Origin of the sequence: Nocardia sp. NPDC052112, from assembly GCF_040680135.1 — a bacterium.
Classification (GTDB): domain Bacteria; phylum Actinomycetota; class Actinomycetes; order Mycobacteriales; family Mycobacteriaceae; genus Nocardia.
The window spans coordinates 1-19,351 of sequence record NZ_JBFAWD010000053.1 but is presented as its reverse complement, the minus strand read 5'-3'; the positions used below and the strand labels follow the sequence as shown (position 1 = coordinate 19,351).

Sequence of the window (19,351 nt, the reverse complement as noted above, 5' to 3'; positions counted from 1 at the left end):
CGGAGGAGGCCCGCCCTTCACGGCGGAGCCACACGGGACAAATGGGGAATTTCGGTGAGCGTCAGTGGGGAAGTTCAGTGAGCGCCGTCAATGACTGCCTCGGCGGCATCGAGCACACGTTGGCGCGATCGTTTTCCCCGCCGGTTAGCGCGTACGTCGCCCGAGCTCGTCACTGTTTCACAGTAGCCCGATCCGATCGGCGGATCGGGTCACGGTGGCACAACCGCTGTTGCGGTGAGCAGTTACCCAAGCGCACCGTTGTGCACGGGAATGCTGAGGAAACTCGACTGTTGCGCGCCGTGATGCAGGGTGAGATCGCCGAGCCGCTTCGGTGCAGCCGAGGTGGGCAGAAGATGCGGGAGTTCCGCGCCGTCGATGGTCAGCCGGAGACGGTGGCCTTGGAGTAGTCGCCAGCTCGTGGGCCAGATCTCGATGTTGTAAGTCTCGACCGCCTCGCGCTGCACGGGCAGCACGTTGTCTTGCGTATGCCATTGGAATGGTTCGACAACGTCGCCGTTCGGCGCGTATCGGGTGCGGGCAGGGTCGAGTTTTCGGCGGGATGCCACCAGCGCGCCTTCACCGATGGGACGTGCGGTGCCGTCCGGTGCCACGTCGGATAGCCAGGCAACCCAGCAGGGGTCCGCCGCGGTCGTCGATCCCTGCAGCGTTACCGCCACGGAGCCGGTGAAACTCACGTCTTCGCTCATGGTCGACGTCGTGTAGGTGAGGACACCGATTTCATTGGCGCGGTCGTCTTTTCGGAAGCACGGCGCGATCTGGTCGATATTGGGAAACTCTTTGACCGGAAAGCTCGAGATGAAGAACGAGATGGGTAGATAGACCGGCAGTCCGCCCAAGTATTGGACGGTTTGCCGCGAGCAGACACCGTTTGTCGGGTCGATTACCTCGGTGTCCTGTCCTGCCGCAGCGGACACGGCGATTGCGAGCGAGCCGTCGTTGACCGACTGGGATGTCCCACTCTTGTCGCCGGTCAAATACAGGCGCTGGTAGGAGGAGTCTGCTATCGGCCAGTCGTCGTTGCCGACCCATCGCTCGGACCCGTTCTCCCACAGCAGTACTGGATCGAGCTGGTCCACGCCGTTGTCGACCCCTTTGAGCCAGTGATCGAACCAGGCGATGAGCAGATCGTCGAGGGGCTGATCGTTTCCCACGCCTATGTTCTTGGGCAGCGAATAATGCGTCCATGGCCCGATGACCATCAATTTCTCGCCGCGGCCCAGCTGAAGAGACCGGAAGTCGCGCGGTGTGTCACGCAGGAACAAGTCGGCCCAACCGCTGTAAACCAGCGTCGGCACTTCGATCTGGCTGACGTCGGTACCTCTTTCGATCCAGAACGAGTCGTCCCATTGCTGGTTCTCGTCCAGAATGCGCCCCAATTGCTGAAAGCGAAACGGCAAACCGTCCCCGTCGGCCTGAAAGCGCGCAATCAACGTCGCGATGTCGGCGACCGGGTTCCGCGGAGTGATGTCGATGGTGCCGTCGTTGCTGTTGAGAGCAAAAGGAAGCGGTGCAACACCGAGCAACTCGAGGACGAACCACAGCGCCGAGCTGGACGTCCAGTTGCCACCTTGGGTAAGGAAGGTGCGGTAGAGATCGGTTGGTGCGCCGCCGAAGTTGGCCGCGACCAGATGGGGCGGACGGGTCGCCGCGGTTTTCGCCGACGACGATCCGAGGTAGGAGAATCCGTCGACGCCGACCTTTCCGGTCGAAAATGGTTGAGTCCCAGCCCATTCCACAATATTGTAGCCGTCGCGGGCCTCGCGCTCGTCCAGAATTCCGAAACTACCGTCCGAGGCACCGGTCCCCCTGACGTCGGCAACGACAACCACGTAGCCGTACCTGCTGTAGTCGGCCATCGCGCTCAGCAGCGATTTGCCATAGCAATGGCTGGTCACGATGACCGGGAACTGCCCCGGCGCCTTCGCCCCGCTTTCGTCGGCCGGGTACCACACATCGACCCGGATGATGACCCCGTCGTCCATGGGAATCGGCACGTTCTGCTCGATGAAGGTCTTCGGAAAGGACCGCACAGGTGCTCGGAATCCCGACCATGCGCCGACCGGGTTCGCTTGCGACCGGCCGGCGCGTGCGATCTGCGTGCCGGCGAACAGTGCTGCCGCGCTTGCGGCCGCGCCGGCGAGCATGGAGCGACGACCTATCGGCCTTTGCGACAAGGGGATTCGGTCGGTCACAGCGCTGTACCTCCTGGCCAAGTGATCATTTCATCACTTTGAAATGAGCGTTACAATAAATGGGGTGCTCGAGCCTGTCAAGGATCCGGATCGAGACCACTACTTCTGTTGGTCAGCGAGTAAACGACCAGTCCGGTAGTAGGCGTGTCTTGGTCATCGATGCCGGAATCGATTGCGGTTAGGGCGATTTCGGTGGGAACGAGCAGCCGCAAGGCGATAGCCGGGTCGCCGACCGTGAGCGGAATCGCGCCGCCCGCTTTTGGCTGTGGGCAAGCGGGTCAAGATGATCTCGCCGGACGAAGGTGGACGCCGAATCGCTTATTTGGCTGCCGATCCGGCTCTGGCGAACGTTACCGGTCGGTACTTCGAGGACAACGAGATTCGCGATAAGGCATGGAGTCGAGATCCTCGACCTGTCGGTGTGATCCGCTGTGACTGTCGGATCCGCAGTTGCCAGGGGATCCGAAGCGGCCGTTCATGGTCGCCTGTCCTTGTGGGTCGGTGGGATACGCTGAGGATGCTCCGACAGTGAACGCGCGTTGCCGATTGCTGGGGATGCGCTGGCGGATGGTTACAGCCAATGAGCAAGGATGATCCGTTCCGGACAGTCCGTGACGTGTTCGAGCTGGTCACGGAGGAGTTGGCCGCGGCCGGATTCGAGGATGCCGAGGAGATCGGGCGGGGTGGGTTCGGCGTGGTGTATCGCTGTACCCAGGTCGGTTTGGATCGGACGGTAGCGGTGAAGGTTCTGACCGGTGAGCTGGAGGAGAATCGGAGCCGGTTCTTTCGCGAGCAGCGCGCGATGGGCCGGTTGACGGGGCATCCGAATGTGGTGGGTGTGTTGCAGGTCGGTGAAACCGAGTCCGGACGGCTGTACCTGGTGATGCCTTACCACAGCTGGGGTTCGCTGGACGCGCGGATTCGTCGTGCTGGTCCGCTGTCGGTGGAGGAGGTGGTTCATCTGGGGGTGAAGCTGGCGGGTGCGTTGGAGGCGGCGCATCGGGCTGGGGTTTTGCATCGGGATATCAAGCCGGGGAACATTCTGTTCACCGATTATGGTGAGTCGACGTTGACGGATTTCGGTATCGCTCATCTGGCTGGTGGGTTCGAGACGGCGACCGGCACGATCACCGGTTCGCCGGCGTATACGGCCCCGGAGGTTCTGGGTGGGGACGGCCCGAGTCGGGCCTCGGACGTGTATGGGCTGGGCGCAACGTTGTTTTGTGCGTTGACCGGGCATGCGGCGTTCGAGCGTGGTAGTGGCGAGCAAGTTGTGGCGCAGTTTTTGCGGATCACGACGCAGCCGGTGCCGGATTTGCGTGAGAGCGGTTTCCCTGAGGATGTATCGGCGGTGATCGTGTCGGCGATGTCTCGTGATCCGCGCGAGCGTCCCACCGCCGAGGTCTTGGGTGAGCAGTTGCAGCAGGTTCAGCGCGCGCACGGTTTCGCGGTCGATGAGATGGCGCTGCGAGGCGAACCGAGCGCCGGGCAGATATCACCCGCGCCGGCCGTCCCCGCAGTACGAAACGGCTACACCGGTGCGGGAACCGATTCGGGCGCGGGTATCGGCAATCTGCCGCTGGAACTCACCAGCTTCGTCGGTCGCCGCACCCAGGTATCGGAGGTGAAGCGCCTGGTGGCCGGTCGGCGTCTGGTGACGTTGACCGGAATCGGCGGAGTCGGTAAGACACGCCTCGCGCTGCGGGTCGCGCACAAAATACAGTGGGATTTTCCGGGTGGGGCATGGCTGGTCGAACTCGGTGAGTTGCGCGACGGAGCATTGTTGGCCGATGTCGTCGCCGTCACCTTCGGTCTGAGGAACCAGGCCGAAAGACCGATACTCGAGGTGCTGGTGGAATTCTTGTCGGCACGCGAGTTGCTGCTGGTGCTGGACAACGGCGAGCATGTGGTGGATGCGGTCGCGAAGCTCGTAGAGACGTTGTTGCGGGCGTGCCCGCAAGTGCGGATTCTGGTGACCAGTCGTGAGGCGTTGGGGATCGGCGGAGAGTCGGTGGTTCCGGTGTCTCCGTTGGGGGTTCCGTCGCCGGAATGCGAGCCGTCGATGCGGAGTCTGGTCAACTACGATGCGGTGACGTTATTCGCCGAGCGGGCCGCCGCGGCGGTGCCGGGTTTCCAGCTGACCGAGAACAACAGGCTCGGCGTGGCCAGGATCTGTGCCCGGTTGGATGGGCTGCCGTTGGCGATCGAGTTGGCGGCCGCGCGGCTGCGGTCGATGTCGGTGCAGCAGATCCTGGAGCGGCTGGACGATCGGTATACGTTGTTGACCCGCGGTCGTCGGAATGCGCCGACGCGGCAGCAGACGTTGCGGTGGTGTATCGGCTGGAGCTATGACTTGTGCACGTCTGCCGAACAGCGGTTGTGGGCTCGGTTGTCGGTGTTCGCCGGTAGCTTCGAGCTCGAGGACGTCGAGAACGTGTGCGGTGGTGACCCGGCCGAGCCGGAATTGCTCGATTCATTGTCCGCGCTTGTCGACAAGTCGATCCTGATCCGTGAGGAAGTCGACGGCGTGGTGCGCTTCCGGTTACTCGAAACCGTGCAGGAATACGGCAAAGACCAGCTCGAGGCTGCTGGTGAGTATCCGGAGCGGTGTCGTCGTCATCGGGACTGGTACAAGCGGATGGCGATCGACGCGGAGGCGGAATGGATGAGTCCGCGCCAGCTGGAGTGGATCGCCCGGCTCGAGCGGGAGCTGCCGAATCTGCGGAAGGCACTGGAGTTCAGCCGGTCCCAGGCCGACGAGGGCGGGTTGCGGATCGCTTCCGCGCTGCATCCATTCTGGTTCTTACGTGGACGGCTCAGCGAGGGGCGGCGCTGGTGCGCCCTCGCGCTCGACCGTTCATCGGGTGGACCGAGTATGGACCGAGCGCGGGCGCTCTTCGCGGCCAGTCTGCTGGCCGCGACTCAGTTCGATCTTGCGGCCGCGGCCCGCTGCGTGGCCGAACTACAGGTCCTTGCCGAGCAGCTCGCCGACACCAGAAGCAACGCCATGCTCGCTCTCGCAGACGGGCTTACCGCTCTTGTCAGCGGTGATCTGGTTCATGCGACCGCCCGCCTGAGCGATGGCGCCGAAGCAATCGAATCCTGTGGTGAGCCCGGAATGCAAGTGTCCGGGCTGATTCAGCTCGGAATGAGCTATAACTTGCAGGGGAATACTACGCGGGCACTGGAATGCCTGGAGAAGGCGCTTGCCGTCACCGAGTCGCACGGCGACACCGTGGTTCGGTCGTATGCGTTGGAAATGATTGGGCTTGCCGACTGGCTGCAGGGTGGGCGCGACCGCGCGACGCACTTGCTGGAGGAGGCCATTCGGCTGTCCGGACTGGTGGCCGATCCGATCGTCGCCGGGACCTGTTCGGAGACTCTGGCCTGGATCGCGGTCGAGCAGCGCGATGCCCGGCGCGCGGCAGTCTTGCTGGGTGCCGCGGAAAGACTGAGCGGCATAGTCGGCGGCTCCAGCATGCCGTTCTCGGATTTGGCCGGCCACCATGAGGAATGTGAGCGTCGTGCCCGTGACGTACTCGGCACGCGGGTATACGAGGCAGCTCACCGCGAGGGCGCCAAGTTGAGTTTCGACGCTCTGGTCGGCTTCGCACTCCGGGAGCAACCTCATGCTGGGGTAACTGCTGATCATGTGTCAACGGAGCTGACCAAGCGCGAGCGCCAAGTCGTCGACCTCGTCGCCGAAGGGTTGACCAACAAGGCGATCGCCGCCAGGTTGGTGATCTCCCAGCGCACGGCGGAGGGACATGTGGAACACATCCTCACCAAGCTGGGGTTCACCTCACGCGCGCAGATCGCGGCTTGGGCCGCACAGCGGGCACACGACAAGCTCGAATGACCGGCAGTCGGAATACGAAACGCACCATCGCGACGGAGGACGTGGTGTTGCCGCGGTCGTCGACGCCGGATTCTGCGGTGTCTGCGCCGGGGACGGGTCAGGGGAACAGGGCCGGAAGCAGGAATGTGCGCAGTCGCGTCCGGATCGTGTCGAGATCCTCGGCCTCGCAGGTCGATCCGCGGGCGATGTAGTACATCTCCAACTCCGAGATCCATTCGCACAGCAGCCGGATGTCGAGATCGGCACGGATCGTGCCGGCGGCCTGTGCTCGGGTGAGGATCGGCTCCCACAGTTCGTAGGTCAGCTCGACGGCCCGGCCGGACTTGGTGAGCAGCCGCGCCGCCAGCACCATCTCCGCGGGCGATACCAGCCGGTGCACCATCGGGTCGCGGCGCCCGCGGCGCACGTCCTCGCAGATGCCCTCGACGATGCTGTCCTCGATGGTCGGGTGACGAGCGATGAACTCGCGCGCGGAATCCATATTCGCGCGGGCGCGGCGCACCACCGATTCGGTCACCAGTGCGTCGCGATCGGCGAAGTAGCGATACACCGTCGCCCGCGAACTCGACGCGGCCTTGGCCACGTCCTCCATCGTGGTACCCGCGATGCCGAGGCGGGCGAAACAGGACTCGGCCGCGGCGAGGATGGCCGATCGCGTATCGGTCGGGCACTCGATCTCCGCGCCGCCTGCAGTCACCCATGCACGGTATCAAGTCGGCGAGCAATCGAAAACCTTTAGATAAGACACTAGACAATATTTGTCTCGTGTGCCACTCTCGGACCATGGAGCGCGACGAGAAGATCAGGCTCACGCAGCGGCTCATCGCCCACGTGGACAACAACACCACCGACTATGCGGAAAACCTGCTCCGCGTGTCCTTTTCGGTATTCGACGACCCCGAGCTGGCGGACAAGGAACGAGCCGTGGTGCGGCGATTCCCGCACATCGTGGCGCACGTCGACGAGCTGCAGAAGGCCGGTGACTTCCTGACCACCGAGCTGATCGGGACACCGCTGCTGGTGGTCAAGCAGAGCGACGGCAGCGTCAAGGCCTTCGCGAATGTCTGTCGCCACCGCGGCGCCAAGGTCGAATTCGCCGAGTCCGGCTGCAAGCGGGTGTTCGCCTGTCCGTATCACAACTGGGCCTACGGCAAGGACGGGTCCCTGCGCGGCATGCCGCATGCCGAGGGCTTCGACGGCATAGATCGCGGCGAGTACGGTCTGGTCGAATTCCCGTGCGAGGTCCGGCACGGCCTGGTCTGGGTGGTGCCGACCGTCGGCGCGAGTCTGGACATCGCCGCGGTCCTGGGGGACAAGCACGACGCGGAGGTCGCCGATACGGGGATGGCGGGTTCGTATCAGGTGCGCAAGGAAACCTGGCGGCTGGATATGAACTGGAAGATCGCCGTGGACGGGGTGCAGGATTCGTATCACCTGTGCCAGCTGCACACCAAAACGGTTTGCAACTACCTCGAGGGCAATATCACCGCCTTCGATCCGGTCGGCCGCTCGTGGCGACTCGTGGTGGCGCGCAAGGCGATCAGCGAGGTGCGTGACGCCGATCCGGATTCGTTCGACGTCCGCGACTACTCGCTGGCCAACTACACGATCTACCCCGGCACCATGCTGGTGACCGAGCCCAACCACTTCGAGATCTGGACGATCGTCCCGGACTCGCAGGATCCGAACGTCAGCTACTGCACCATCCGGCTGCTGTCCCCGGGCAAGCCGCAGACGCCGCGGGAGGAGCGGATCCTGGACAAGAACTGGGATCTGCTGATGGAGACGCTGCACGCCGAAGACTGGTTCGTGACCAAGACGATCACCGACAATGCCGCGCACGGTCAGGTCGGGGAATTGATCTACGGGCGAAACGAGTTGCCGGGCCAGGTTTTCCACAAGATGGTCGCCGATGATGTTGCGCGGCTCGACGCCGAGCGCGGCGCGCGGCCGGTCGCGGTCCAGTAGCCGGTCATGGCCGAGAAGGAACTGCGCCGGGACCGCCCGGCACCCGGCGTACTCCGGCTGACGCTCGATCGCCCGCACGTGCACAACGCCATGCCGATCGCACTGCAGCGCGCGCTGGATACTGCGTTGTCCGATGCCGCGCACGAGGATTCGGTGCGGGTGGTGATCCTGGCCGGGGCCGGTGGGCGGGCTTTCTGCGCCGGCTACGACCTCGAGGAACTCGAGGCGATGCCGCCCGAGGTCGCGCAGTCATCGATGGCCGCGCGCGAGGACATGCTGTGGCGCTATCTGATCTACCCGAAACCGACCGTGGCCGCCGTCGACGGGATCGCCTACGGAGCCGGAACCATGTACGCGGCCTGTTCGGATCTGTGCGTCGGCGGCCCCGCGACCACTATGGCGGTCAGCGCCGCCAAATACGGCGGGGCGAATCTGACCTGGCTACTGGACACCCTGATCGGCGCCGCCCGCGCTCGCGATCTGCTGCTGACCGCACGGGCGGTGCCCGGCGAGGAGGCGTACCGGATGGGCCTGCTCACCCGGTACGAGCCGGACGTGGGCGAGGCGGCGCTGCAGGTGGCGAAGGATATCGCCGCGCAGCCGCCGGAAGGGATACGGCAGATCAAACAACTGCTGCTCGACGGCCCCGGCCGCAGCCTTCGCGCCCGATACGAGCACGAGAACTCGGTCGTGTATTCGACGCTCGAACAGCAGTCGATCACCGACATGTTCTCGACCTTCTTCGCGACCAGACCACCCTCGACGACCACAGGTGAGGTATGAGCCCCGATATCTGGAATCCGACCTGGGAGGACCCGTTCGTCCCGACCGTCGACGCCGACGACGAGTACGCCGAGCTGATCGAGGCGATGCGGGCCGCCCAGGAGGCGGTCACGCGGAGTAAGCCGACTCCGCGCGCCGCCGCGGCGGCAGCGGCGCGGTTACGTGAGATCGCCACGGCCATAGCCGAATTCGAGGTCGACGAGGACGATCAGATCGCCGGCAAGCGCTGGGATTCGGCCGGACACGGTCAGGCGCTGATTCCGCCGATCCATCTGGACCGGATGACCGACACCACGGCGATCGGGCGGGTGACGATCGGGCGTTTCCACTCGGGCCGCTACGCGATGAACGGCGGTGTGGCGCCACTGATCTTCGACGAGATCCTGGCTCGGCTGGCCAATCATCACCGGCCGTGGGCCCGCACGGCACGCCTCGAGGTCGTATTCCGCGCCCCCGCGCCGTTGCACACCGAGCTGACGGTGACCGCACGGCTGGTCGAGCAGCAGGGCCGCAAACGGTTCCTGCACGGGACGCTGCACCACGGCGACGTTCTGCTGGTGGAGGCGGAGGGGCTGTGGATCGAGCTGAAACACGAACAGACACACAATATTTCGAGGGTACTGAAAGAGGTCGCCGGATGAGTGGATTCTCGCTGCTGAACGGCATACGCGTGCTCGAGGTGGCGCAGCTGGCGCCGGCCTCGCTCGGCGGGCATCTGGCCGATCTCGGCGCCGAGGTGATCAAGGTCGAATCCGGCCCGCTGGGCGATCCGGTGCGCGTGGGCGGCAGCCGCGCGGTCGGCGATCCGGACGGCCCGGCGTTCATGCACCTGCGGTGGAACCGCGGGAAGCGGTCGATCGCGCTGGACCTGCGCTCGGCCGAGGGCAAACAGGCGTTCCTGGACCTCGCCCGATCCTGCGACGCGGTGATCGAGGGCATGCGCGGCGGCTACCTGGACTGGCTCGGCATCGGATTCGACCGACTGCGGGAGGTGAACCCGAAGATCGTGCTGTGCACCGTATCCGGGATGGGTACCGATGGCCCCTATCGCGCTCTGGGCACCGGCGGACCGGTCTTCGACGCATACGCCGGTCTGCGCGAGGTCGGCACTCCCGACGAACCGCCGGTTTCGGGAATCGCGGGTTCGACCAGCCCACCCATCGCGATGTACGCCCTGGGCGCCTATGGGGCGATGGGAGTGCTGGCGGCGCTGCACCGCGCGAGCGCCACCGGGGTCGGCGGCCGGGTGGAGGTCTCCGGTATCGATGTGGCGGCGGCATGGATGCCGGATCTGGTCGACGCGGAGTTGAACCGGGAGCGGTCGATCCCGCGTCCGACCTGGCTGCCGGACGGGCGGTTGCCGGACTGGCCGCGGCTCGAGGCGTATCGGACCAGGGACGGCAAGGCGGTGCTGTTCGGCTCGCACGTGGCGAAGTTCTGGCGGAACTTCCTGATCGCGATCGGCCGTGAGGAGCTGGCGGAAGTGGACCTGACCACCGCCGACGAGGACGCGCCGGAGCGGGCGGAGCACGTGTGGCGGGAGCTGAGAGAGATCTTCGCCCAGCGCACCCGCGACGAATGGGTGGAGCTGTTCCTCGCCCACGGTATCGCCGGCGGACCGGTCAACACCGTGGCCGAGATGCTCGACGATCCGCATTTCCGGGCCAGGGACAATACCTACCGCGTCGACTATGCAGGGGGGTGTGAGCTCGAGTTCGTGGTGAGTCCGGTGCGGGTGGCCGGGGAGAAGTTCGCCCCCGCGCTGCCGCCGCGGGCCGGAGCCGATACGGCGCGGGTATTGCGTGAGTTGGCTGGCTACGACGACGCGCGCATCGCCGCAGCGGCCGATCGCCACCTGTATGCGAAGGATGCCGAGCCGACCGGCTGAACCGCCGCGGAGGAGAACGACACTCACGCGGAAACTGTTGTGTGGGTGTCCTTTTCATGCATTCAGGCCGATTGTATCGGGGGCTTTGCGGGGGTATTGCACAATAAATCTAAAGCTGTTAGTTTTGGCGACACGCAGTGAGGGCGGTCACATCCGCCGGTGCTCGCGGCCGAGCAGTCGGCGAACGAGGAGGAATTCGAATGAATCTCGCGGATCTGACGCGTTACTGGGGTAAGACCCGCCCCCATCAGCAGGCGATCGTCTTCGGCGACACTGCCGAGACGTGGGCCGAACTCGATGCGGTCACCGACGCCCTCGCCCGAGGCCTGGCCGCGCGGGGCGTCGGCAAGGGCGACCGCGTCGCGGTCATGATGCTCAATCGGCCCGAGCTGGCCCACGTCATCCTGGCCACGCTCAAGCTCGGTGCCATCAGCGTTCCGCTCAATTTCCGGCTCACGGCCAAGGAATTGGCGCCGATGGTGCTGGATTCCGCACCGCGCGTGGTGATCATCGAGGACGAGTTCACTCCACTGCTGAAGGTCGCGGCGGAGCAGATCCCGATCGAGACCTATGCGATCGGTGGCAGCGCGCACCGGCCTTACGACACCCTGATCGATCCCGGCAGCGCGCCTCGGGTGAACATCGCCGGTGACGACGCGGCGTTCATCTGCTACACCTCCGGCACCACGGGTGTGCAGAAGGGCGCGCTGGTCACCCACCGCAGCGCGATGGCCCCGGGTATCGCGCAGACCGTCAGCCACGGCTTCACCGCCCGCGACCGCGTGTTGTGCGCGGCGCCGCTGGTCTATACCGGGTCGGTGCTGTCGGTCTTCATGCAGCTGGTTGTTGTGCCCGGATCGACAATGGTGCTGCTGCGCGAATACGACCCACAGATTGCCCTCGACACCCTCGAGCGCGAACAGATCACCGCGACCACGGTGGTGCCCGTGATCTGGGAGCGGATGACGACCCTACCCGACTTCGGTGCGCGCAAACTCGCGAAGTTCACCTACGCTGGAACCGGCGGGGCCCCGGTCGGCCTCGATCTGGTGGAGTTCTATCGCGACCACGGCATTCCGCTGACCCAGGCGTACGGGCTGACCGAGGCCTCGGGCATCGTGGCGACATTGAACTATCAGGATGCCCTCTCCCGTCCCGGATTCGCCGGGCTCGCTCTGGTCGGGACCCAGGTCGAGATCGGAGATCCGGGCGTGGACACCCCTGCCGGTGAGGTTGGCGAGATTCTCGTGCGCGGTGAGCACGTGATGCGGGAGTACTGGAACAAGCCTGAGGCGACCGCGGCGACGCTGGTGGACGGCTGGCTGCGCACCGGCGATCTGGGCCTGCAGGACGAGGGCGGGTTCCTCAAGATCGTCGACCGCAGCAAGGACATGCTGATTTCCGGCGGCCTGAACGTCTATCCCGCCGAGATCGAGAAAGTCCTGCACTGTATCGAGGGCGTCGGCGACCTCGCGGTGATCGGCGTGAAGGACGACCGGTGGGGCGAGGTACCCATGGTCATCTTCCATAGCCGGCGTCCGGCGGCGGAGGTGGTCGCCGAGATCGCGCTCCTCGCCGGAGCGAATCTGGCCAAGTTCAAGCGGCCCAAACATGCTGTGGCACTGCGAGAACCACTGCCGCGCACATTCTCCGGCAAGCTGGCCAAACCGCTGCTGCGGCGGCGCTTCCCCGAGGTGCCGTCCGATGCCATCGCGGTGCAGGGGACAGCCGTCACCGCTTAGCGTGGAGGCGAGCTCCGGACCGGCCGCCCGATGGCGAGTGCGAGGTGAAATCCGCAGTGCTGCACAGTGTGCGGGGAACCGAGATCGATACCGCCGGGCCGATGCACCGGTCCGGCAGGCCAACCCCGCTGTGCGAGTCGGGGTGCGGTCTGCTGGTCGAACTGAGCAGTCGCTCGATCGCGGCCGTCGGGCGTACTGCAACCGTCGGCCGACAACCCGCACTGGTCGCCGAGTCGTCGGAAAAACTATAGTAGATAGATTTAATACAGCAGCCTCGGTCGTATGAACTTATCGATAGACCGAAGGTTTGATTGCGCATCATCGCAGGTAGGCGTCCGATTGATCGGCGAAATTGAGTGCAACAAGATATAAATGACGATATCTGTCATTTGTTGACGACAGGGCGTGTGGGCGCTACGGTGGTGTGACGCCATTCACAGCCGCTCGGCGTATCCGGCCAGGCCCACCGTCGCCGAGGACCGGCGCGCACGGTTCAGCTCGACATCCCAGGTATTCCTGCGCCGAACTCGGCGGGCGTTCGGAAAAGTCAGCGAGAGAAGGAATTTCATGAAACGTCTCGAAGGCAAAGTCGCTTTCATCACCGGTGTGGCGCGCGGGCAGGGGCGGTCCCATGCCGTGCGGCTCGCGCAGGAGGGCGCGGCGATCGTCGGAATGGATATCTGCGCGCAGATCCCGTCGGTGTTCTATCCGATGGCCACCGAGGAGGATCTCGCCGAGACCACCCGTCTGGTCAAGGAGGCCGGTGGGCGAATCGTCACCACGATCGGTGACGTGCGCAACCGGGCGGACGTGCAGCGGGCCTACGACGCGGGCGTGGAGCAGTTCGGATTCGTTGACATCATCGCCGCGAACGCGGGCATCATGCCGGTGATCGATCAGGGCAGCGAACCGCAGGCATGGCACGACGCCGTCGACACCATGCTCACCGGCGTGTGGCACACCCTCGAGGTGACCGTCCCACCGATGATCGAGCGCGGTAACGGCGGCTCGATCGCCATCACCAGCTCGGCGGCCGGACTGACCAGCATGGGGCTCAACACCTTTCCGGGGCAGGCGGGTTACTCAGCGGCCAAGCACGGTGTCGTCGGGCTGATGCGGCTGTACTCCAAGCAGCTGGCCAAGCACTCCATCCGGGTCAACACGATCCACCCGACGGGCGTGCACACCCCGATGGTGGCCAACGCCGAATACGGCGCCTTCGTCAACTCCCACCCCGAGGTGGCCAACGACGAGGCGTACAAGAACCCGATGCCGGTCGAGCTGATCGAGGCGATCGACGTCAGCAACGCACTGGCTTTCCTCGCCTCCGACGAGGCCCGATACATCACCGGCGTCACGCTGCCCGTCGATGCCGGCTACAACAATCGCTGAGAAGGGGCTATCTCGATGACCACCACCGACACCGCTGTCACCACGCCGTCGGTCGCCGACCGGGAGCAGGTCTTCATCGGAGGCCGCTGGGTCGACTCGACCGGCGCGGAATGGATCGACCTGATCGACCCGTGGACCGAGCAGCGCGCCGCCCGGATCCGCAGTGCCACAACCGATGACGTCGCCCGTGCGGTCGATGCTGCCCGGCGCAGTTTCGACTCCGGGGTCTGGTCGGCGAAGACCATGACCGAACGGGCCGACGTGATCGACGAGATCGGCGCTCGGCTCGAACAGCGCATCGACGAGCTCACCACCATCGGCGTGCTCGAGGTCGGCGTGCCGGTCACCGTCAGCGGAATGACCCAGCAGATGAGTGCGGGGCTGTTCCACGCGGTGGCCGCCGAGGCCCGCGACTTCGAACAGCGCGAGGACCGCGTCCGTGCTGACGGCGGGGTCTCCCGGATCCTGCGCGAGCCCACCGGCGTCGTCGCCGCGATCATTCCGTGGAACGGCCCGATCGGCACCATCGCCTTCAAGGTCGCTCCGGCCCTGGCCGCGGGATGTTCGGTGATCCTCAAGGGCGCACCCGACGCGCCGCTGTCACCGGCGGTATTCGCCGATGTGATCGCCGAACTCGTCGCGGCGGGCCGCCTGCCCGAGGGCGTGGTCAGCGTGCTCATCGCCGATCGCGAGGTCTCCGAAACCCTGGTCACCAATCCGGGTGTCGACCACATCACCTTTACCGGTTCCACGGCGGCGGGACGGCGTATCGCGGCCCTGGCCGGCGACCGGATCGCCCGCGTCTCACTGGAATTGGGCGGAAAGTCCGCCGCGATCGTCCTCGACGACGCCGACCTGAACCATGTCCTGCAATCGCTACCGATGGGTGGATGCCTGCAGTCCGGTCAGGCATGTATCGCGCTGACCAGGGTTCTGGTGTCGCGGCAGCGGCACGACGAGGTGGTCGCGGCGCTGGCGGCCGCCTACGGGGCGCTACCGATGGGCAATCCGTGGGAGGCGCAGAACTTCCTCGGGCCGCTGGCCGGTGCGCGTCATCGCGATCGGGTCCTCAGTTATATCGACTCGGCGGTCGAGGACGGCGCCCGCCTGGTGGTCGGGGGAGCGGCTCCCGAGGGGGTCTCCCAGGGCTACTTCGTCGCGCCGACCCTGCTCGACGATGTGCGCAACGATATGCGCATCGCCCAGGAGGAGGTGTTCGGTCCGGTCATCTCGGTGATCACCTACGAGGACGAGGACGAGGCCGTCGCGATCGCCAACGACTCGGTCTACGGCCTGTCCGGCGCGGTCTACACCGAGGATCTGGACCGGGGTTACGCTCTGGCGCAACGGATTCGCACCGGAACCGTGAGCGTGAACGGTTCGGTGATCGACTTCACCCTGCCGTTCGGCGGTTACAAGCAGTCCGGTATGGGTCGCGAGGGCGGCGTCGAGGGGCTCGAGGAGTTCTTCGAGATCAAGACAGTGCATATGCCCGCCCCGGCGCAGTAGCTGGTCGGCGGATTCCGCAGCAGATCGTTGGGTCCACTGAGCGTCCAGGCTTAGGCCGACGCGGGTTCTGACTCGTCGGTGACTTGCGAATTGCGCATCACGCGGTGCAGGAAGCTGTCCTCGACCCCACCGCCCACGCCCGACTGGTGGCAGTCGGGCGTGGGCGGATCGTGTTGTCGGCGTTGGTGGTCGATACCGGATCGGTCGGGTGCGGTCGACCGGTCAGATGACCGCGCGACAGCGCCATCCTGCTGCACGGCGGCATCGGCTTCACCTGAAAGCACAACGCCCACCTCTTCTATCGCAACGCGATCGCGAGCAAATCCCTCGCGGGCGGACTCGACTATCAACTCGACCGCCTGGCAGACAAGCTGGCCATCTAGCTCGTTCGGGGCCGCTGTCGCAGTGACGGTGCGGATTCAGTCGGCCGACACCGCCACCCGTGGCGGCGGCCCGCTGGCGGCTTGCTCAACGCCGATGCGCGATAACGAGAACGGGATCGCGGCCGGCCGCTACGACATCGGCGGCGCGACGGGCCTACCCATCACACATGCCATTCATCGAGTCGCCTTCCTTGGCGAGCGGTGTCCTACTCAGGGTAAGTTCACTACTCGCGCAGGATTGCATTTCGGGTGAGCTAGGTGTCGTTCGCTTTCACCACTGGAGAAATAGTCGTTCGCATGGCAATCTCCGGAGCCCGTCGAAGTTGTCGGTGAGCAGTTCGATTGCCTCGCAGTGCCTTCGCTTCCAATCCCGGATGAAGTTCCGTGCCGCTGTGGCGGTCGCGCAGTAGTCGAAGACTTCGCCGCCGAGACGCACTCGAAGGTGTACGTCACCTGCGGTTGGGAGTGGGGATGCGCCAGCCATGCGAAGTCGACCTGCGGGGCGTCAGCGGGGAAGCATTGCCTTCACCATGGCGAGGAAACGAGACGCGGTGAGCTCGTTGTCCTCACGGAGGGCGGCGACAAGGTTGCGGAGAAGTTGGGAAGAGGGATTGGCGCCGAGGAAATCCCTGGTGACGGGAGGTCCCCACTGTGCAAGCCCGTTGACCGACATCGGCGCCCATCCTGTGGGCACCGTGGCGTCGAACAGGTCGCCGTCGGAGAAGTGCTCGACCATTAGATGATCCGGGTCGCGCCAGTAGTCGAACAACTGGCTGCCCTGGATGTGCCGACCGATACCCCAGGCTCGCTGGTAGCCCTCGTCGGCGAGATACTGCCCGCCCGCCGCCATCGCGTCGAGGTCGCTGACCTGGTAGGCGGAATGTACGTAGCCGTTGGAGGGGCCGAGGACCATGGCCAGGGTGTGGTGATCGGCCGGGTCGCCGCCTCGGTCACACCGGACGAAGGCCATGACGGGCCCGCGGTCACGTTGGCTGTCGAGGAACATGAAGTCGCTGACGATCATGCCGAGGGTGTCGAGGTACCAGTCGAGCGACTTGTTGAAGGTGCGTGTCTCCTTCACCAGATGCCCGAGCCGCTGCACGCGGGCCGGTTCGCGCGGGGGGCGCTGGGCGGCATTGATGCGGATGGGATCGACCCCGACGTTGAGTGAAAGGGGCTGCTGTTCGGGCAACGCTGGTAGGTGCTCGGTTCCGTGGACGACGCGGACCGGCATGCCGTTGGGGTCCCACAATGACACGACCTTGCCACCGCCGGGCTGGCGCAGCGGTGACGGCAAGGTTCCTGTCGACCGTGCGAGCCGGTCGAGGTCGCCGGCGTCGGCCGCGTGGAAGGCGGGGCCGACGAAGCGAGACACCGGCCCTTTGTGTATTACCAGACTGTGCGTTCCGGCGAAGGTACCGCGCAGATACAACGCCTGCGGGGTGCGTTCGACCGTCTCGAGGCCGAAGGCGTGAGCGAAGCGCTCGGCCCGGTCGAGGTCGGGTTTCTCGAATTCCAGCCAGGCGAGGTCGCTGACTTTGACCGCTGGGTTCTTCCCGCGGCCTGGACGTTCACCCCGCAACGCGCCTTCGTCGCTGTGCAGATCTTCATGGGCGGTCTTTGCCATCGCGGAGCACCGGCCTGTCGTATTCCGTGACCCGTTGAGGTGCAGGAGCTACTCCGGCCGGGTCTTTCCAACGTGTCCGTGTTCATCATCGAATCAGGCACCAATGTTGTCAAGTGACAACTAAATTGTTGTCATCACTTCGGGTAATATGCTGGTGTGAGCGAGATTGTTCAGCCCAAGTCGGTCGGCCGCCCGAAGGCGGGCGAATCGCCGGTGGCGCTTGAAGAGATCCTGTCGGCGGCGTTGCGTGCGTTCGCGCGCCATGGCTATGACGGCGTGTCGGTGCGAACGCTCCAGCGCGAGCTCGGGGTGAGTCACAACCTGATCAACCAGCGTTTCGGGTCGAAACAGGGGCTCTGGCGCGCGGCAGTCGACTGGGCGTTCGGCAACCTCGTTGCCGAACTCGGTGCGCTGCTGGATCCGACCCTGGAGGACCCGCTCGATCAGCTACATCATGTGATCAGCAGGTTCGTCGAGTTCAGTGGTGGCCATCCGGAGTTGCTCGCGCTGATGAACATCGAGGGCGCATCCGATACCGATCGCCTGGACTACATCTACGACACCTATGTCACCAAGGTCTTTCAGCCGATCGGCCAACTGACCGACCATCTCGTTGCGACCGGCCGAATCCGGCCGATTCCGCTGCGCACCCTGCATTTCCTCATCGCCCATGGCGGCGCTGCCCCATTCAGTCTCGCCCCGCTGGCGCGGCGTTTCGATCCGGTGGACCCCCTGCTGCGAACGCAGATCCGCAAACATGCGCAGCTGGTCGCCGATCTCGTGATCGAAGGTCTGCGAATGCGATGAACCGCAGTGGCGTACGGCAAGATGTTTATTGACAACTGACAACATCAATCCTACGGTTGGTGCATGGTTGAAAACCACGCACCGGTCGTCATCGTCGGGGCCGGTCCGGTGGGGATGGTGCTCGCGCTCGAGCTCGCCCACCACGAGATCGACTCGGTCTTGATCGAGGCTCATGCCAGCACGACGAAATTCCCGAAAATGGACGAGACCAACCCGCGCAGCATGGAATTGCTCGCCCGGTTGGGGCTCGCCGATGACATTCGCGCGGCCGGGGTAGGCCCGGACTTCAGCTTCGATACCGCGTTCTGTTCTTCGCTGCTCGGATACGAGTACGCCCGATGGCCGGAAGCTTCGGTCGCGCAAATGCGCGAGCGGATCGACCGGGCGACCGATGGCACGATGCCGGCCGAGCCCTGGCAGCGAATCTCGCAGGAGTACGCCGAGGCCGTGCTGATGCGGCGGTGCCTGGAGAACACTCGCATCGACGTGCGGCGGCCCTGGCGAGTAACCGCGATCGCCGAACACGGTGATGCGGTCACAGTGGAGATGGCCGATGCCGAAACGGCGGAGGAGCGCACGGTATCGGCCCAGTATGTGGTGGGCTGTGACGGTGCTCGCTCACATGTGCGAGCTTGTCTGGGTATCGAGCAGGACGGGATGGAAAACATCCTCACCATGGCCCTGTTCCATTTCCGCTCCCGCGACCGCAAGCACCTGCATGCGCACGGGCAGTTCTGGCATCTGTATTTCGCCTCGGGGGGCATCCTTATTGCCCAGGACGAGGTCGACACCTGGACGCTGCACGGGCTGGTACCACCGGACACCGAGCCCGATGACATCGACCCGGTCGAATTCATCCGCCGCATCTGCGGGGCGCCGGTGGAGGTCGACGAGATCCTGGCCCAGTCGATTTGGCGGCCGAGCGCGATGCTGGCCGATCATTTCCGCAAGGGCCGTGTCTTCTTGGCCGGTGACGCGTGCCACCAGGTCATTCCGAACGGTGGTTACGGAATGAACACCGGTATCGGCGATGCCGTGGATCTCGGCTGGAAGCTGGCCGCCGTACTCAACGGCTGGGGTGGCGAGGTCCTGCTCGACAGCTACGAGATGGAGCGTCGCCCGGTCGCCGAACGCAATCGTGACTGGTCGTTCCGGCACGTCGGTGCCCAGCTGGAAATCC

14 protein-coding genes are annotated in these 19,351 nt (G+C 65.1%); 10 read left to right on the top strand and 4 right to left on the bottom strand.

The genetic code is table 11. The features are described 5' to 3' along the window. Positions 1-242: 242 nt before the first annotated feature. The gene (locus AB0L58_RS42470) at positions 243-2,213 is read right to left on the bottom strand and encodes a CocE/NonD family hydrolase (RefSeq protein ID WP_364397254.1); all 1,971 of its coding nucleotides are present in this window, start codon (positions 2,211-2,213) and stop codon (positions 243-245) included. 580 nt (positions 2,214-2,793) lie between these two features. Here AB0L58_RS42470 and AB0L58_RS42465 point away from each other — a divergent pair. Next, entirely contained in the window at positions 2,794-6,072 is a 3,279-nt protein-coding gene (locus tag AB0L58_RS42465; RefSeq protein WP_364397252.1) for a protein kinase, read from the top strand. Positions 6,073-6,169: 97 nt separating this feature from the next. Here AB0L58_RS42465 and AB0L58_RS42460 read toward each other — a convergent pair whose 3' ends face one another. Continuing rightward, entirely contained in the window at positions 6,170-6,769 is a 600-nt protein-coding gene (locus tag AB0L58_RS42460) for a helix-turn-helix domain-containing protein (RefSeq protein ID WP_364397249.1), read from the bottom strand. An 86-nt stretch (positions 6,770-6,855) separates the two neighbouring features. On the opposite strand from AB0L58_RS42460, the gene AB0L58_RS42455 reads away from it, so the two are divergent. The 5 genes from AB0L58_RS42455 (at position 6,856) to AB0L58_RS42435 (ending at position 12,453) form a co-directional block, all read left to right on the top strand. After that, positions 6,856-8,040 (top strand): Rieske 2Fe-2S domain-containing protein, encoded by a 1,185-nt coding sequence (locus AB0L58_RS42455; RefSeq protein WP_364397246.1) that lies wholly within the window; start codon positions 6,856-6,858, stop codon positions 8,038-8,040. A 6-nt stretch (positions 8,041-8,046) separates the two neighbouring features. After that, a complete protein-coding gene (locus tag AB0L58_RS42450) occupies positions 8,047-8,823 on the top strand; it encodes an enoyl-CoA hydratase/isomerase family protein (RefSeq protein ID WP_364397243.1) in 777 nt (258 codons plus the stop codon). Continuing rightward, positions 8,820-9,464, top strand: a complete 645-nt coding sequence (locus tag AB0L58_RS42445) for a hotdog domain-containing protein (RefSeq protein WP_364397240.1) — start codon at positions 8,820-8,822, stop codon at positions 9,462-9,464. Before AB0L58_RS42450 ends, AB0L58_RS42445 begins: the two co-directional genes overlap by 4 nt. Continuing rightward, positions 9,461-10,711, top strand: a complete 1,251-nt coding sequence (locus AB0L58_RS42440) for a CoA transferase (protein WP_364397238.1) — start codon at positions 9,461-9,463, stop codon at positions 10,709-10,711. Before AB0L58_RS42445 ends, AB0L58_RS42440 begins: the two co-directional genes overlap by 4 nt. Positions 10,712-10,911: 200 nt before the next feature. Next, complete coding sequence (locus AB0L58_RS42435; protein ID WP_364397235.1) at positions 10,912-12,453, top strand: AMP-binding protein; 1,542 nt, start codon at positions 10,912-10,914, stop codon at positions 12,451-12,453. 434 nt (positions 12,454-12,887) lie between these two features. On the opposite strand, the gene AB0L58_RS42430 is transcribed toward AB0L58_RS42435, so the two are convergent. After that, a complete protein-coding gene (locus AB0L58_RS42430; RefSeq protein WP_364397232.1) occupies positions 12,888-13,022 on the bottom strand; it encodes a hypothetical protein in 135 nt (44 codons plus the stop codon). On the opposite strand from AB0L58_RS42430, the gene AB0L58_RS42425 reads away from it, so the two are divergent. After that, positions 13,021-13,845 (top strand): mycofactocin-coupled SDR family oxidoreductase, encoded by an 825-nt coding sequence (locus AB0L58_RS42425; RefSeq protein ID WP_364397230.1) that lies wholly within the window; start codon positions 13,021-13,023, stop codon positions 13,843-13,845. The genes AB0L58_RS42430 and AB0L58_RS42425 overlap by 2 nt on opposite strands. 15 nt (positions 13,846-13,860) lie before the next feature. Beyond that, positions 13,861-15,354, top strand: a complete 1,494-nt coding sequence (locus tag AB0L58_RS42420; RefSeq protein ID WP_364397227.1) for an aldehyde dehydrogenase — start codon at positions 13,861-13,863, stop codon at positions 15,352-15,354. Positions 15,355-16,242: 888 nt separating this feature from the next. On the opposite strand, the gene AB0L58_RS42415 is transcribed toward AB0L58_RS42420, so the two are convergent. Then, the gene (locus AB0L58_RS42415; protein WP_364397224.1) at positions 16,243-17,364 is read right to left on the bottom strand and encodes a 2,3-dihydroxybiphenyl 1,2-dioxygenase; all 1,122 of its coding nucleotides are present in this window, start codon (positions 17,362-17,364) and stop codon (positions 16,243-16,245) included. 156 nt (positions 17,365-17,520) lie between these two features. On the opposite strand from AB0L58_RS42415, the gene AB0L58_RS42410 reads away from it, so the two are divergent. After that, the gene (locus AB0L58_RS42410; protein WP_364397221.1) at positions 17,521-18,171 is read left to right on the top strand and encodes a TetR/AcrR family transcriptional regulator; all 651 of its coding nucleotides are present in this window, start codon (positions 17,521-17,523) and stop codon (positions 18,169-18,171) included. Positions 18,172-18,234: 63 nt separating this feature from the next. Then, a partial coding sequence (locus AB0L58_RS42405; RefSeq protein WP_364397218.1) for an FAD-dependent monooxygenase occupies positions 18,235-19,351 on the top strand: 1,117 nt, incomplete at its 3' end.